General features: G+C 68.3%; 14 protein-coding genes. 10 read left to right on the top strand and 4 right to left on the bottom strand.

The window, feature by feature from the left end; all coding sequences use genetic code 11:
- Window positions 1-4: 4 nt before the first annotated feature.
- On the top strand, window positions 5-1,111 hold the full coding sequence (locus tag BMX43_RS07065; protein ID WP_245749404.1) for an arginase family protein: 1,107 nt from the start codon (window positions 5-7) through the stop codon (window positions 1,109-1,111).
- Complete coding sequence (thpR, locus tag BMX43_RS07060; RefSeq protein ID WP_091299283.1) at window positions 1,108-1,650, top strand: RNA 2',3'-cyclic phosphodiesterase; 543 nt, start codon at window positions 1,108-1,110, stop codon at window positions 1,648-1,650. Before BMX43_RS07065 ends, thpR begins: the two co-directional genes overlap by 4 nt.
- On the opposite strand, the gene BMX43_RS07055 is transcribed toward thpR, so the two are convergent.
- From BMX43_RS07055 to BMX43_RS07045, 3 genes are read right to left on the bottom strand one after another with little or no spacing between them, the layout of a single operon-like run.
- Window positions 1,635-2,897, bottom strand: a complete 1,263-nt coding sequence (locus BMX43_RS07055) for a 3-deoxy-D-manno-octulosonic acid transferase (RefSeq protein ID WP_425431784.1) — start codon at window positions 2,895-2,897, stop codon at window positions 1,635-1,637. The two genes, thpR and BMX43_RS07055, sit on opposite strands and share 16 nt — an antisense overlap.
- A gap of 44 nt (window positions 2,898-2,941) precedes the next feature.
- The gene (locus BMX43_RS07050) at window positions 2,942-4,363 is read right to left on the bottom strand and encodes an amidase (RefSeq protein ID WP_091299279.1); all 1,422 of its coding nucleotides are present in this window, start codon (window positions 4,361-4,363) and stop codon (window positions 2,942-2,944) included.
- A 3-nt stretch (window positions 4,364-4,366) separates the two neighbouring features.
- The gene (locus BMX43_RS07045) at window positions 4,367-4,678 is read right to left on the bottom strand and encodes a DUF6476 family protein (RefSeq protein WP_091299276.1); all 312 of its coding nucleotides are present in this window, start codon (window positions 4,676-4,678) and stop codon (window positions 4,367-4,369) included.
- On the opposite strand from BMX43_RS07045, the gene BMX43_RS07040 reads away from it, so the two are divergent.
- From BMX43_RS07040 to BMX43_RS07015, 6 genes are all read left to right on the top strand, one after another.
- Window positions 4,677-5,741 (top strand): RluA family pseudouridine synthase, encoded by a 1,065-nt coding sequence (locus tag BMX43_RS07040; protein WP_091299273.1) that lies wholly within the window; start codon window positions 4,677-4,679, stop codon window positions 5,739-5,741. The two genes, BMX43_RS07045 and BMX43_RS07040, sit on opposite strands and share 2 nt — an antisense overlap.
- 342 nt (window positions 5,742-6,083) lie before the next feature.
- Window positions 6,084-6,980 carry an RNA polymerase sigma factor RpoH gene (rpoH, locus tag BMX43_RS07035; RefSeq protein ID WP_091299271.1) on the top strand — a complete coding sequence of 299 codons (897 nt, stop codon included), beginning with the start codon at window positions 6,084-6,086 and terminating at the stop codon, window positions 6,978-6,980.
- Window positions 6,981-7,167: 187 nt separating this feature from the next.
- Window positions 7,168-7,860 (top strand): phosphatidylserine decarboxylase, encoded by a 693-nt coding sequence (locus BMX43_RS07030; protein WP_091299268.1) that lies wholly within the window; start codon window positions 7,168-7,170, stop codon window positions 7,858-7,860.
- A 3-nt stretch (window positions 7,861-7,863) separates the two neighbouring features.
- Window positions 7,864-8,640 (top strand): CDP-alcohol phosphatidyltransferase family protein, encoded by a 777-nt coding sequence (locus tag BMX43_RS07025; RefSeq protein WP_091299266.1) that lies wholly within the window; start codon window positions 7,864-7,866, stop codon window positions 8,638-8,640.
- On the top strand, window positions 8,630-9,250 hold the full coding sequence (locus BMX43_RS07020; protein WP_091299262.1) for a class I SAM-dependent methyltransferase: 621 nt from the start codon (window positions 8,630-8,632) through the stop codon (window positions 9,248-9,250). Before BMX43_RS07025 ends, BMX43_RS07020 begins: the two co-directional genes overlap by 11 nt.
- A 216-nt stretch (window positions 9,251-9,466) precedes the next feature.
- Window positions 9,467-10,447, top strand: a complete 981-nt coding sequence (locus BMX43_RS07015; RefSeq protein ID WP_091299260.1) for a Gfo/Idh/MocA family protein — start codon at window positions 9,467-9,469, stop codon at window positions 10,445-10,447.
- 10 nt (window positions 10,448-10,457) lie between these two features.
- On the opposite strand, the gene BMX43_RS07010 is transcribed toward BMX43_RS07015, so the two are convergent.
- Window positions 10,458-11,420, bottom strand: coding sequence for an NADPH:quinone oxidoreductase family protein (locus BMX43_RS07010; RefSeq protein ID WP_091299257.1), 963 nt, complete (start codon window positions 11,418-11,420; stop codon window positions 10,458-10,460).
- A gap of 358 nt (window positions 11,421-11,778) precedes the next feature.
- Here BMX43_RS07010 and BMX43_RS07005 point away from each other — a divergent pair, with 358 nt between their 5' ends.
- Together BMX43_RS07005 and BMX43_RS07000 are read left to right on the top strand one after the other, a co-directional pair.
- On the top strand, window positions 11,779-12,141 hold the full coding sequence (locus BMX43_RS07005) for a helix-turn-helix domain-containing protein (protein WP_091299254.1): 363 nt from the start codon (window positions 11,779-11,781) through the stop codon (window positions 12,139-12,141).
- Window positions 12,142-12,247: 106 nt separating this feature from the next.
- A complete protein-coding gene (locus BMX43_RS07000; RefSeq protein WP_091299252.1) occupies window positions 12,248-13,048 on the top strand; it encodes an inositol monophosphatase family protein in 801 nt (266 codons plus the stop codon).
- Window positions 13,049-13,232: the final 184 nt, after the last annotated feature.

Raw genomic sequence — 13,232 nt, 5'->3', positions numbered from 1 at the left:
GGTGATGCTTGGCTCCGACATCTATCGCGGCTCGTCCTATGGCGGGCTGCATCCTTTGCGCGTGCCGCGCGTGTCGGCGGTGATGGATCTGGCCCGCGCGCTGGGCTGGCTGCCGCCGCAGCGCTTTCGCGCCAGCCCGCGCGCCAAGGCGGCGGCGCTGACGCTGTGGCACGATGCCGACTATATCGCGGCCTTGCAGGAAGCCGAGGCGCTGGCGCGCGACGGTCTGGCCCTGCCCGCAGACTGGCGCGACCGCTTCGGTCTGGGCACCCTGTCCAACCCGTTATACCCCGAGATGTTCCGCCGCCCCGCCACCGGCGCCGGGGCGATGATCTGGGCGGGCGAGGCGCTGGCCTCGGTGGATCGCGGTGTGGTGCATGTGCCCGGCGCGGGCACCCATCACGGGATGCAGGGGCGGGCGGCGGGGTTCTGCTATCTGAACGATGTGGTTCTGGGCATTCTGGCGCTGCGCCGCGCCGGGCTGCGCCGCATCGCCTATGTCGACATCGACGCGCATCATTCCGACGGGGTCGAGGTGGCCTTCGCGGGCCAACCCGATGTGCTGATGATTTCGGTCCATGAAGAGGCGCGCTGGCCCTTCACCGGCGGGGTGCAGGATACGGCGGGGGGCAATGGCTTCAACCTGCCGGTGCCGCGCGGCTTCAACGACAGCGAAATGCGGCTGGTGCTGGATCGGCTGATCCTGCCCCGCGTGGCGGCGCACCGGCCTGAGGCAATCGTCCTGCAATGCGGGTCCGACGCGCTGGAGGAAGACCCGCTGGCGCGGCTGGCGCTGTCCAACCGGGCGCATCTGGCGGTGGTGGCGGGCCTGCGCGATCTGGCGCCCCGGCTGATCGTGACGGGCGGCGGCGGCTACAACCCGTGGTCGGTGGCGCGCTGCTGGACGGCGGTCTGGGGTCTGCTGTCGGGGCAACCACTGCCCGACCGCCTGCCGCCCGAGGCCGAGGCGGTGCTGCGCGGGCTACACTGGAACGGCGGCAGCCGCCCCTTGCCCGGTGACCATATGTATACAACGCTGCTCGACGCCCCGCGCGAAGGCGCCATCCGCCCCGTCTTGCGCCAGCGTCTGGCGCTGCTGGAGGCCCGATGATCCGGGCGTTTGTCGGCATAGCGATGCCCGAGGAGGTGACCGCGCGGCTGCGCCTGCTGCAATTCCTGCTGCCCCTGCCGCGCCGCACCGAACCCGAGGATTTCCACCTGACGCTCGCGTTCCTGGGCGAACAGCCCGACCCGGTGCTGGAAGCCGTGCATGAGGGGCTGGAGGCGCTGGTGATCGCCCCCTTCGCGCTGGAGTTGCGCGGGGTGGGCCTGTTCGGCGGTGCCAAACCGCGCATCGCCTGGGCGGGGGTGGCCGCCAACCCGGCCTTGATCCATCTGCAAGCCAAGGTGGCGCGCATCGCCGTCGCCGCTGGCGTGCCGGTCGCCGCCCGGGATTTTGCACCGCATGTGACGCTGGGCCGCTTTCCGCCGCCCGACCCCGAGGCCGCCTTGCGGCTGGAACAGGCGGTGGTGGCGGAACAGGGCTTCCATGCCGGGCCGTGGCTGGTGCCCGACATCCGGCTTTACGCCTCACATTCCGGTGGCAAAGGGCCGCGCTACGAAAGCCTCGCCGCCTATCCGCTGGCCTGAGGCAACAGCGCGATCAGCCGCGACAGCAGCGCCTCGGCATCGCCGTCCTCGGTCAGCACCACCCGCGCCGCCGCCGCCAGCCGCGCCTGCGCTGCCCCGCCCAGCCCGCGCAAGGCGGCGGCCAATGCCCCCGCATCGGCGGCAGGCAGCGCCGCCCCCGCCGCATCCAGCGCAGCAAACACTTCGGCGAAATTGGCGACCGACGGCCCGTGCAGCAGGGCAGAGCCGAAGGCCGCCGGTTCAAACGGCGTATGCCCGCCCGCCGGGCCATAGGTGCCGCCGACCACCGTCGCCCCGGCCATCGCATACCAATGCGCCATCTCGCCCAGCGTATCCGCCAGATAGACCGCCACACCCGGCCCCGGCACCTCACCCGTCGACCGCGTGGCGAAGCCCAGCCCGCGCACGGCGATCAGCCCCGCCACCTCGGCCCCCCGGCGCGGATGACGCGGCGCAAGGATCAGCAGATCGAAGGCCGCCCGCGCCTGCGCAAACGCCTCCAGCACCACCGCCTCCTCGCCCTCATGGGTCGAGGCGGCCAGCAGGATCCGGTCGCGCGGGCAGGGCGGCACAAACGGCGCCGCCGCCACAGCCGCCGCCGCGGCCCGCGATTTCAGCATCAGCCTTGGCCCCAGCCGGTCTTGCGGCAGGCCCAGCCCCACCAGCCGCGCCTCGGATTGCCCATCCTGCGCCGAGACCAGCGCCAGCCGCGCCAGCGTGGCGCCGATCAGCGCGGGCGCCACCCGCTGCCAGTTGCGCGCCGATCCGGCAGACAGCCGCGCGCCCAGCATCACCACCGGCCCATCACCTGCCATCTGGCGAATACGCTCCGGCCACAGCTCGTTTTCCAGCACGATCAGCGCGCGGGGGCGCCAGCGCGCCCGGAACCGCCGCACCGCGCCCGGCAGATCATAGGGGGCCAGCCGGGCGCTGACGCGCGCCATGCCCCAGCCCGCCACCATCGCCCGCCCGCTGGCGCTGTTGGTGGTGATCACCAGATGCAGATCGGGCCGCGCCGCCAGCAGCCGCTCGATCAGCCAGCGCGCCGAGGTCAGCTCGCCATTCGAGGCGCCGTGCAGCCAGACCACCGGCCCCGCCGCCCCGCCCGGCGCCGATCCCAGCCGTTCGGCCAGCGCGCCCGCAGGCAGCCGCCCCCGCCCTTGGCGCAGCGCCGTGGTCGCCGCCATCACAGGCAGGGCCACGCGCATCAGCGCGCGATACAGGGGCAGGGTGATCTGCAAGCGCATCCCCGCTGGATAGGCCGCGCCGCGACCCGAGGCAAGCGCCGCGCTTACAGCAGCGGCGGGCGCTTCTGCGGCCAGCCGGTGGCGCGGTGATACTGCTGGCCCATCGCCAGCACCTGCGCATCCGCCCCGCTGGGTCCGATGATCTGCATCCCCATAGGCAACCCCTGCGGCCCGAACCCGCAAGGCACCGCCAGCGACGGCAGGCCGATCAGGCTGACCGGCACCACGATCTCCATCCAGCGGTGATAGGTGTCCATCGCCTGCCCGTTGATCGCCTGTGGCCAGCGCCATTCCACCGGAAACGGCCAGACCTGCGCCGCAGGCATCACCAGCGCGTCATACTGGCGGAACAGCTTGGCCGCCCGCGCATACCAGCGCGACCGGAGGACGCTGGCCGCATGCACCGCCGCCGCCGACAGGCCCATGCCCTGTTCGATCTCCCATTGCGTTTCCGGCTTCAACTGCGCCCATTTCGCCGGATCGTCGCGCAAGGCGCCCTTCGTGCCTGCGTTCAGCATGGCGCGCAGGGTGATCCAGGCCTGCCACAGCTTTTCGGCGGGGAAGGGCGGCGCCAGCGGCGCGATGATCGCGCCCTGATCGGCCAGCACCTGCAAGCCGCTTTCGCACAGGTCGAGGATGCCCGGTTCCACCGGATAGGCGCCGCCCCAATCGCCCAGCCAGCCGATGCGCTTGCCGCGCAGGTCGGTGTCCAGCCGTGCGGCATAGGGCGCGGCGGGGCGGCCGAACGGCACTTCGGGATTCTCGCCCGCCAACACCTCCAGCAGCCGGGCAAGGTCTTCCACATCCCGCGCCATCGGCCCTTCGGTCGCCATGGTCGCCAGAAACGTATCCCCCACGGCATCCGAGGGCACCAAGCCCCAGGTCGGGCGAAAGCCATAGACATTGCAGAAGGCCGCCGGGTTGCGCAGGCTGCCCATCATGTCCGATCCGTCGGCCACCGGCACCATGCGCGCCGCCAGTGCCGCCGCCGCCCCGCCCGACGATCCGCCCGCGCTGCGTGTCAGGTCATAGGGGTTGCGCGTCGCGCCGAACACCGGGTTGAAGCTGTGGCTGCCATGGCCCCATTCCGGCGTATTGGTCTTGCCGGTAAAGATCGCCCCCGCCGCGCGCAGCCGCGCCGCCACCAGATCATCCGCCGCCGGCACGAAATCGGCAAACAGCGGCGAGCCATAGGTGCTGCGCAGCCCCTTGACCGCCACCAGATCCTTCAGCGCCATCGGGATGCCATGCAGCCAGCCCTGCGGCCCGGTCTTTGTCACTTCGGCCTCTGCCGCCCGCGCCTCGGCCAGCAACATGTCCGGGTCGCGGGGCGACACCACCGCATTCACTGCCCCGTTCGCCGCCGCCACCCGCGCCAGATGCGCCTGCATCAGCTCCACCGGCGAAAGCTGGCGGCTGGCAATCAGCCGCGACAGGGTGCTGGCGCTTTGCTCCATCAGGTCCATGGTCTACTCCTGCGGCAGGGTGACGGTGATTTCCTGCACCAGCCGACCCGTGGGGGTGAAGATGAACATCCGGCTGTCGGTGGTCACCACCCCGATCCAGCCTGCGCCTTGGGTGATCGCCTGCGGCACGGCGCCCTCCGGCAGCGCCAGCGCCTCGGGCAGCACCAGCTTGGGCGCCGCCCCCGGCAAGCGGGTGACAAGCAGCCCGACGATCGTTATGACACCCAAAATCAGCGTCACCATCAACACGGTGACCAATGTCTTCAGCCAGCGCAGGCCGGGCGGCAGCTCGATCTGTTCGGGAGTATCTTCCATGCCGCAACTGCCCTCCGATGATGATGACGACGCGCCCGAGGGGCTCTTGCATGTGGTGATCGGCGAAGACCCGCCTGACCGTCTTGATAAGGCGCTCGTGCGCGAGGTGCCAGAGGAAGCGGCACTGTCGCGCTCGCGCCTGATGAAGATGATCGCCGAAGGCAAGGTGCTGAAGGGTGGCGTGCCCGTCACCGACCCCAAGACCCGTGTCACCGAAGGCGAACGGTTCGAACTGGTCATTCTGGCCGAGGAAGACCTGCAGACCCTGCCGGAAAACATCCCGCTGGATGTGATCTGGGAAGACGGCGACCTGATCGTGGTGAACAAGCCGGTGGGCATGGTCGTCCACCCGGCGCCGGGGTCTTATACCGGCACGCTGGTCAATGCGCTGCTGTTCCATTGCGGCGATACGCTGTCGGGCGTGGGCGGGGCCAAACGGCCCGGCATCGTCCACCGGATCGACAAGGACACCTCGGGCCTGCTGGTCGTGGCGAAAAGCGACCGGGCGCATCACGGGCTGGCCGCGCAGTTCGAAAAGCACACCGTCAACCGCCACTATGTCGCGCTGGTCCACGGCTCGCCCTCTGCCGCCGATCCGCGCCTGCGCGGGGTGAAAGGCGTCAGCTTCGAGACGGGCGGCATCCTGCGCATCGCCACCCATCTGGCCCGCCACCGCACCGACCGGCAGCGCCAGGCGGTGGTGTGGAACGAAGGTCGCCACGCCATCACCCGCGCCCGCGTGGTCGAGGAATACGGCCTGCCCCCGGTGGCGAGCCTGGTGGATTGCTGGCTGGAAACCGGCCGCACCCATCAGATCCGCGTGCATATGGCCCATGCCGGGCATGGGCTGATCGGCGATCAGACCTATGGCGGCAAGCGCCGCGTCGCCCCCAAGGCGGTGGGCGAAGCCGCCGCCGAACTGGCCAATACCTTCCCGCGTCAGGCCCTGCACGCCGCAACCCTCGGCTTCACCCATCCGGTCACCGGGGAAGAGCTGCAATTCGAGGCGCCGCTGCCCGCCGACATGGCCGCTCTGGTCGAAGCCCTGCGCAACGCAGGCTAATCCCGCGGCCCCCGGCGCGGGCAGTGATGTCGCCCGCGCATTTGCGCCAGGGTGACTGCCCAGACCCGCGCCCTCTGCCTTCATCTTGGCAAAAATATCCCCGCCGGAGGCTGGCCGCCCGCGATCCGGGCCTTGCCCGGTCGGGGGCGGCCAATTCCCCTGCATACCCGTTAGCGCCACCACACAGTTGCGTGAGCGTTCTGACACAAAGCTCGTATCCGCGACGGAGCGCGACCATCTGGCGTTAAAATCTGTATGGAAACCGTATCACGACTTGCGGCGTTACCATGCGATACCTAGTTTGACGTGCCCCGGAAACGCGACGGGCAGAGGGAGCAGAGAATGAGCACCTATACCAATCTTCCCGCACCAAGCCCGGAACAGGGCCTGAACCGCTACATGCAGGAGATCCGCAAGTTTCCCCTGCTGGAGCCGGAAGAGGAATACATGCTCGCCAAGGCCTGGGTCGATCATCAGGATTCGGCCTCGGCGCACCGGCTCGTCACCTCGCATCTGCGGCTCGCCGCCAAGATCGCCATGGGCTATCGCGGCTACGGCCTGCCACAGGCCGAGGTGATCTCCGAGGCGAATGTCGGGCTGATGCAGGCGGTCAAGCGCTTCGATCCCGAAAAGGGCTTCCGCCTCGCGACCTATGCCATGTGGTGGATCCGCGCCGCGATTCAGGAATACATCCTGCGCTCGTGGAGCCTGGTGAAACTGGGCACCACCTCGGCGCAGAAGAAGCTGTTCTTCAACCTGCGCAAGGCCAAGGCCAAACTGGGCGCGCTGGAAGAGGGCGACCTGCGCCCCGAAAACGTGGCCCGAATCGCCAAGGATCTGTCGGTCACTGAAACCGAGGTGATCGACATGAACCGCCGTCTGGCCGGGGCGGATGCCTCGCTCAATGCCACGGTGGGCAGCGATGGCGACGGCTCCACCCAATGGCAGGACTGGCTGGAGGATGAAGACAGCGATCAGGCCGGCGCCTATGCCGAAAAGGACGAGCTGGACGCAAGGCGCGAACTGCTGGTGCAGGCGATGAGCGTGCTGAACGACCGCGAAAAAGACATCCTCGTGCAGCGCCGTCTGGCCGACGAGCCGGTGACGCTGGAAGAGCTGTCCGAATCCTATGGCGTGTCCCGCGAACGCATCCGCCAGATCGAGGTGCGTGCCTTCGAAAAGCTGCAACTGAAGATGCGCGAACTGGCGCAGGCCAAGGGCATGTTGGCGTCTGTCTGACCTCGGCCTGAGCGGCCCGCCGCCGCAACAGGGGTGAAATTCGGGGCTGCGCAGAGGAAATCTGCGCAGCCTCTTTACTTGGCGTCGCTTATGCTGTCCAAAGCGTCGTATTCTGTTGCCGGTTCGGTTGAACCTTCGGGGGGCTCTGGTTACCTCTGGCGCAACGGATACAGAAGGACGACCGACCATGACCATGCTGGGCACTTTCCTCAAACCGATGCACCCGGAGGGCTACAAATTCGTCGGGGCCTTCGCGCTGGCGACGCTGATCCTGTTCTGGATCTGGGAGCCGCTGGGTTGGGTGGGCGTTGGCCTGACCGTCTGGTGCTATTACTTCTTCCGCGACCCCAAACGCGCCGTGCCGCAGGGCGAGGGGCTGATGGTCTCGCCCGCCGATGGTGTGGTGTCGCTGATCGAACGCGCCGTGCCGCCCGCCGAACTGGGCATGGGGCCCGAGGCGCTGCTGCGCGTGTCGGTGTTCATGTCGGTCTGGAACTGCCATGTGAACCGCGCGCCGATCGCCGGTCGGCTGGTGAAGATGGCGTATCGCCCCGGCAAATTCCTCAATGCCTCGCTCGACAAGGCCTCGGTCGATAACGAACGCAATTCGCTGTGCCTCGAACTGGCCGATGGCCGCCAGATCGCCGTGGTGCAGATCGCGGGCCTTGTGGCCCGCCGCATCGTGCCCTTCGCCACCGAAGGGCAGGGGCTGAAAACCGGCGAGCGTTTTGGCCTGATCCGCTTCGGCAGCCGCGTCGATGTCTATCTGCCCGAAGGCGTGGTGCCGCTGGTGGCGCTGGGCCAGAACATGGTCGCGGGCGAAACCGTCATGGCCGAACTGGGCCGCGATCTGCCGCAGCGCTTTGCAAAGATGGTGTAAGCCATGGAGCCTGCATCCCCGCCTGGACGCCGCCTGTCGCTGGCAGGCATCTTGCCGAACATGCTCACCGTCGGCGCGCTCTGCGCCGGGGTGACGGCGATCCGCTTCGCGGTGGAGGGGGAGTTTCACGCAGCGCTGCTGCTGATCCTGCTGGCCGCGATCATGGACGGGCTGGACGGGCGTCTGGCCCGCCTGTTGCGCAGCGAAAGCCAGATCGGCGCCGAACTGGACAGCCTGTGCGATTTCGTCAACTTCGGCGTGGCGCCGGGGCTGATCATCTGGCTTTGGGCCTTGCAGGACATGCGCTCGGCCGGGTGGATCGCGGTGCTGATCTATGTCGTCTCCTGCCTGTTGCGGCTGGCGCGCTTCAACATCGGCAACCGGGCGATCGACAAGGGGGCCGAGAAATCGGGCTTTCAGGGCGTGCCCTCGCCTGCAGGCGCCCTGCTGGCCTTTCTGCCGATGTTCGTGGCCTTCGCGCTGGACAAGCCGCAGCCGTTCAATGACGGGCTGATTGCGCTTTACTTGGCCTTTGTCGGCGCCATGATGATCGGGCGATTCCGCACGCCCTCGTTCAAGAAGCTCAGCTTTCAGGCCGAATATGTGCGCTACGTCTTTGTCGGCTTTGCCGCGCTGGTCGCGGCGCTGCTGGCCTATCCTTGGGCGACGCTGGTCGCCCTGGATCTGGTCTATGCGTCCATCGTGGTGGTGAGCCTGTTCCGACGCGCCCCGAAACCTGCTGATCTGGAAGTGGAAGAGGACTTGCCTGATGGACATTGAGGCCGTCGCCAAAAGTTATGCCCGCTGGGCGCCGGTCTATGACCATACATTCGGCGCGATGACCCATGCCGGGCGCCGCCGGGCGACGGGCTTTGCCAACCGGGTGGGGGGCACGGCGCTGGAAGTGGGTGTGGGCACCGGCCTTGCGCTGCAATTCTACGCGCCGCACATGCAGGTGACCGGCGTCGATTTCTCGGACGAGATGCTGGCCAAGGCGCGCGAAAAGGTGGCCGAGCAGAAGCTGACCCAGGTGGCGGAACTGCGCCAGATGGATGCCCGCAGCCTCGCCTTTGCCGATGAAAGCTTCGACACCGTCTGCGCCATGCACATCATGTCGGTGGTGCCAGAGCCGGAGCGGGTGCTGTCCGAAATGGCGCGCGTCTGCCGGATCGGCGGCCATGTGCTGATCGTCAACCATTTCGCCGCCGAAGGCTCGGGCGCGCTGGCGCGGCTGGAACGGCTGTTCGCGCCGCTGTCCGATCTGCTGGGCTGGCACAGCGATTTCGCCCGCGCCCGCGTGCTGGGCGATGCGCGGCTGCACCTGGTGGAAGAAGACGCCCTGCCGCCGCTGGGGTTGATGACCTATCTGCGCCTGCGCCGCATCGCCTGACGCTGTTTTCCACCCAGCCCGGAGGGCTGCCGCGCGGGGCAAGGCACCTCGGTCGATGAAACAGCGCCACGCCACCCTCTCCCCCCGGGGGAGAGGGTAGGGTGAGGGGGAGAGGGCAGGGTGAGGGGGCAGCCCCACCCGTTAGCGCAATCATTTCCGTTGCATCCCGGCCCCGCCCATCCTAGCGTCGCGCCGTCAACCAAGGGGAGGGCGGACATGACCGTGCGTTGGGGAATTCTGGGCGCTGCGAAATTCGCGCTGGACCATATGGGGCCGGCAATCCACGCGGCGCGCGGCGCCGAACTGGCGGCGCTGGCCACCTCCAGCCCTGAAAAAACCGCGGCCTTCCGCGCGTTCTGCCCCGGCCTGACCCTCCATGACAGCTACGACGCGCTGCTGGCCGATCCCACCATCGACGCCGTCTATATCCCCCTGCCCAACCACCTGCATCTGGACTGGTCGCTGAAGGCGATTGCGGCGGGTAAACATGTGCTGACCGAAAAGCCCATGGCGATGCAGGCCGCCGCGTTCGATCAGCTCATCGCCGCCCGCGACGCCTCGGGCCTGCTGGTGGCCGAGGCCTATATGATCGTGCATCACCCGCAATGGCTCAAGACCCGCGCCCTGATCGCCGCAGGCGCGATCGGGCAGGTCGATCATGTCGATACCGCCTTCAGCTATGACAACCGCGCCGAGCCGGGCAATATCCGCAACCGCCCCGAAACCGGCGGCGGCGGCATCCGCGACATTGGCGTCTACACCTATGGATCGGTCCGCTTTGCGACGGGGGCAGAGCCCGTGGCGCTGCAGGCGCGGCTGCGGCGCGAAAACGGGGTGGACACCTGGGCGCAGGTGACGGGCGAGATGGACGGGCCGACCGGCCGCTTCACCTATTCCGCCATGACCTCGATGCGGCTGTTCCCCCGGCAAGAGGTGGTGTTCCAGGGCGAAACCGGCCTGATCCGGCTGACAGCACCCTTCAACGCCGGGCTGTTCGGCGAGGCGCGGGTGGAACTGCACCGCACGGGCGCGCAAGCCGAAATCTTCCGCTTCCCTGCCGTGAACCAATATGTCCTGCAGGTCGAGGCGTTCGGGCGCAGCCTGCGCGACGGCACCCCCTATGGCTGCCCGCTGGAATTTTCGCGCGGCACGCAGGCGATGATCGACACGGTGTTCGCCGTGGCCACCGACCTCTGAGCTCGCAGGCTCAGCCCGTCACCACCACCACCTTGCCGGTGGACCGCCGCTCGCGCAGGCAGGCCAGCGCCGCCTCGGCTTCGGCCAGCGGGAAGACATTGCTGACATGCGGCTTCAGCGCCCCCGCGGCGATCCACGCCGCCAGCGTGGCAAGGCTGGCGGTCAGCACCGTGGGGTTGAAGCGCAGATAGCCGCCCCAATACAGCCCGATCACGCTCAGGTTCTTGACCAGCAGCAGATTGGCCGGAATCTGCGGCACGCCGCCGCCCGCAAAGCCGATGGTCAGCAGCCGCCCCTCGGGCCGGGTGGCGCGCAGCGCGTCCAGGAAGGCATCGCCGCCGACGGTGTCATAGACCACATCCACCCCGCCCAACGCCTTCAGCGCGCCGCGCAGATCCGGCGCCGCGCTGTCAATCACCTCGTCCGCGCCCGCCGCCCGCGCCGCCGCCATCTTCTCGGCCCCGCGCACCGAGGCGATGACCCGCGCCCCCATCCGCTTGCCGATCTCGACCGCCGTCAACCCCACACCGCCCGCAGCCCCGGTGACGAACAGAGTTTCCCCCGGTTGCAGCCGCGCCTTGTAATCCAGCGCCAGATGCGAGGTGCCATAGGCGATCTGGAACGCGGCGGCCTGCACGAAATCCATCCCCTCGGGCAGCTTCAGGCACCGGCTTGCCGCGACATTCGCCGCGGGGGCAAGGCCGCCCTGCCCGGTGAAGGCCGCCACCCGGTCGCCCGGCGCAAAGCCGCTGACCCCGGGGCCGACCGCCGTTACCGTGCCCGCAAGCTCCATCCCCAGCGTGAAGGGGGCGGTGGGCGTATCCTGATACTTGCCCTCGATCATCAGCAGATCGGCGAAGTTCAACCCGCAGGCCGCCACTGCCACCCGAATCTCTCCTACCCCCGGATCTGGCAGAGTCTGCGCCACAAAGGCAGGCGGGGTGCCGATTTCGCTGACCTGAAACGCCTGCATGTCTGCCCTCCTCTGTTCATCGCGGCTGCGGCGACACTAGCGGGCGGGCCGCCGCTGTCCAGTCATCCCTTTGTGTGATTCGCGCGCGCGCCGCTCTTTGCCCGCGTTTTCCGTGCCATAGCAGGGCGGGGCGCCGATGAACGCAGGGGATGAGTGCCCGCGCCGCCGTGCAACCGGCCCTGTCCTCGCGAAATTCCACATTTGTATAACTATGAACTATACAAAAAGACAGGTTGCCGGTTCACACGCGAAGTGAAAAATGCAAGAGTCATTTGGTGAGATTTCCCGTTAAGGCTGCGCGGGCCGATCCCCGAACGGGACGGTTGGGTATAGTTGGGTATATAAGAGGAGTAAGAACATGAAGCACCCCGTTGATGCACATGTTGGCAAGCGAATCCGTCACCGCCGCTGGATGGTGGGGATGACGCAACAACAGCTGGCGGATCGGGTGGGCATCAAGTTCCAGCAGATCCAGAAATATGAAACCGGCATGAACCGCGTGAGCGCCTCCCGCCTGTGGGACATCGCTGAAACGCTGGGCGTGAACATCGGTTTCTTCTTCGAGGGCATTGACGAAGCCCGCGAGGCGCCCTCGCCGGTCACCGGCGATATTCTGGCCGACAAGGAAGCGCTGGAACTGGTGCGGTCCTATTACGCGATCCCCGAGGCGCAACGCCGCCGTCTGTTCGATCTGGCCCGCGTGCTGAGCGACGCCGCCTGAACAGGGAAAACCGGGGGGCCAAGGCGCAGCGCGCATCAGCGCCCGCGCCGCTTGACCTGTTGTGCCGGACGCGCTAGCGCCGAAGGGAAACAGCAAGGGGCAGGCCATGGCACAGGTTTCGGCAGAACTGCAGCGCGAACTGATTTCGGTGGCGCATGAACTGGCAGATGCCGCGCGAGAGGCGACTCTCGCGCATTTTCGTGCGCCCGATCTGACGGCAGACACCAAGGAAACCGAACGCTTCGATCCGGTCACCATCGCCGACCGGCAGTCCGAACTGCGGATGCGCGAGATTCTGGCGCGGCGGCGGCCCGACGATGCGATCCTGGGCGAAGAAATGGGGCAGCAGGCGGGCAGCAGCGGGCTGACCTGGGTGCTGGACCCGGTGGATGGCACGCGGTCGTTTCTGGCGGGCACCCCCACTTGGGGCGTGCTGATCTCGGTCGCGGATGACAGCGGCCCCCTTTATGGCCTGATCGATCAGCCCTATATCGGCGAGCGGTTCGAGGGCGGCTTCGGCATCGCCCGCATGGCAGGCCCGCATTGGACGCGCCCCTTGCGCACCCGCGCCCCGCGCCCGCTGGCCGAGGCGCTGATCCTGTCCACCTTCCCCGAGGTCGGCACGCCCGAGGAAGGCGCCGCGTTTCACCGCCTGGCAAAGCAGTGCCGGCTGACGCGCTACGGCACCGATTGCTATGCCTATGCGTTGCTGGCGGCCGGGCATATCGACCTCGTGGTCGAGGCCGGGTTGCAGGCCTATGATGTGCAGGCGCCCATCGCGGTGATCGAAGCGGCGGGCGGTGTGGTGACGGATTGGACCGGCGCCCCCGCGCATCAGGGCGGGCGGGTGCTGGCGGCCGCAAATCCCGGGATTCACGCGGCGGCGCTGGTGGTGCTGGCGGGCTGATCCCGCCCGGGGGCGCCGCCCTCGGGGGCATCGAGCCCCCTCGGGCGGCATTGCCATGGCGGGTTCGGGCCGGGTGCCCACATCAGGCCCGAGGGCGCTGGCGGTGCCGCCGGGGGCTGCCTGCCCCCGGACCCCCGGGAGTATTTTCGCAAAGAAGAAGGGCAGGGCGGGCTTGCCGCGCTGC

Source organism: Gemmobacter aquatilis (assembly GCF_900110025.1).
Lineage (GTDB): Bacteria > Pseudomonadota > Alphaproteobacteria > Rhodobacterales > Rhodobacteraceae > Gemmobacter > Gemmobacter aquatilis.
The sequence above is the reverse complement of the archived record's forward strand: the minus strand, read 5'-3'. Positions and strand labels throughout refer to the sequence as shown.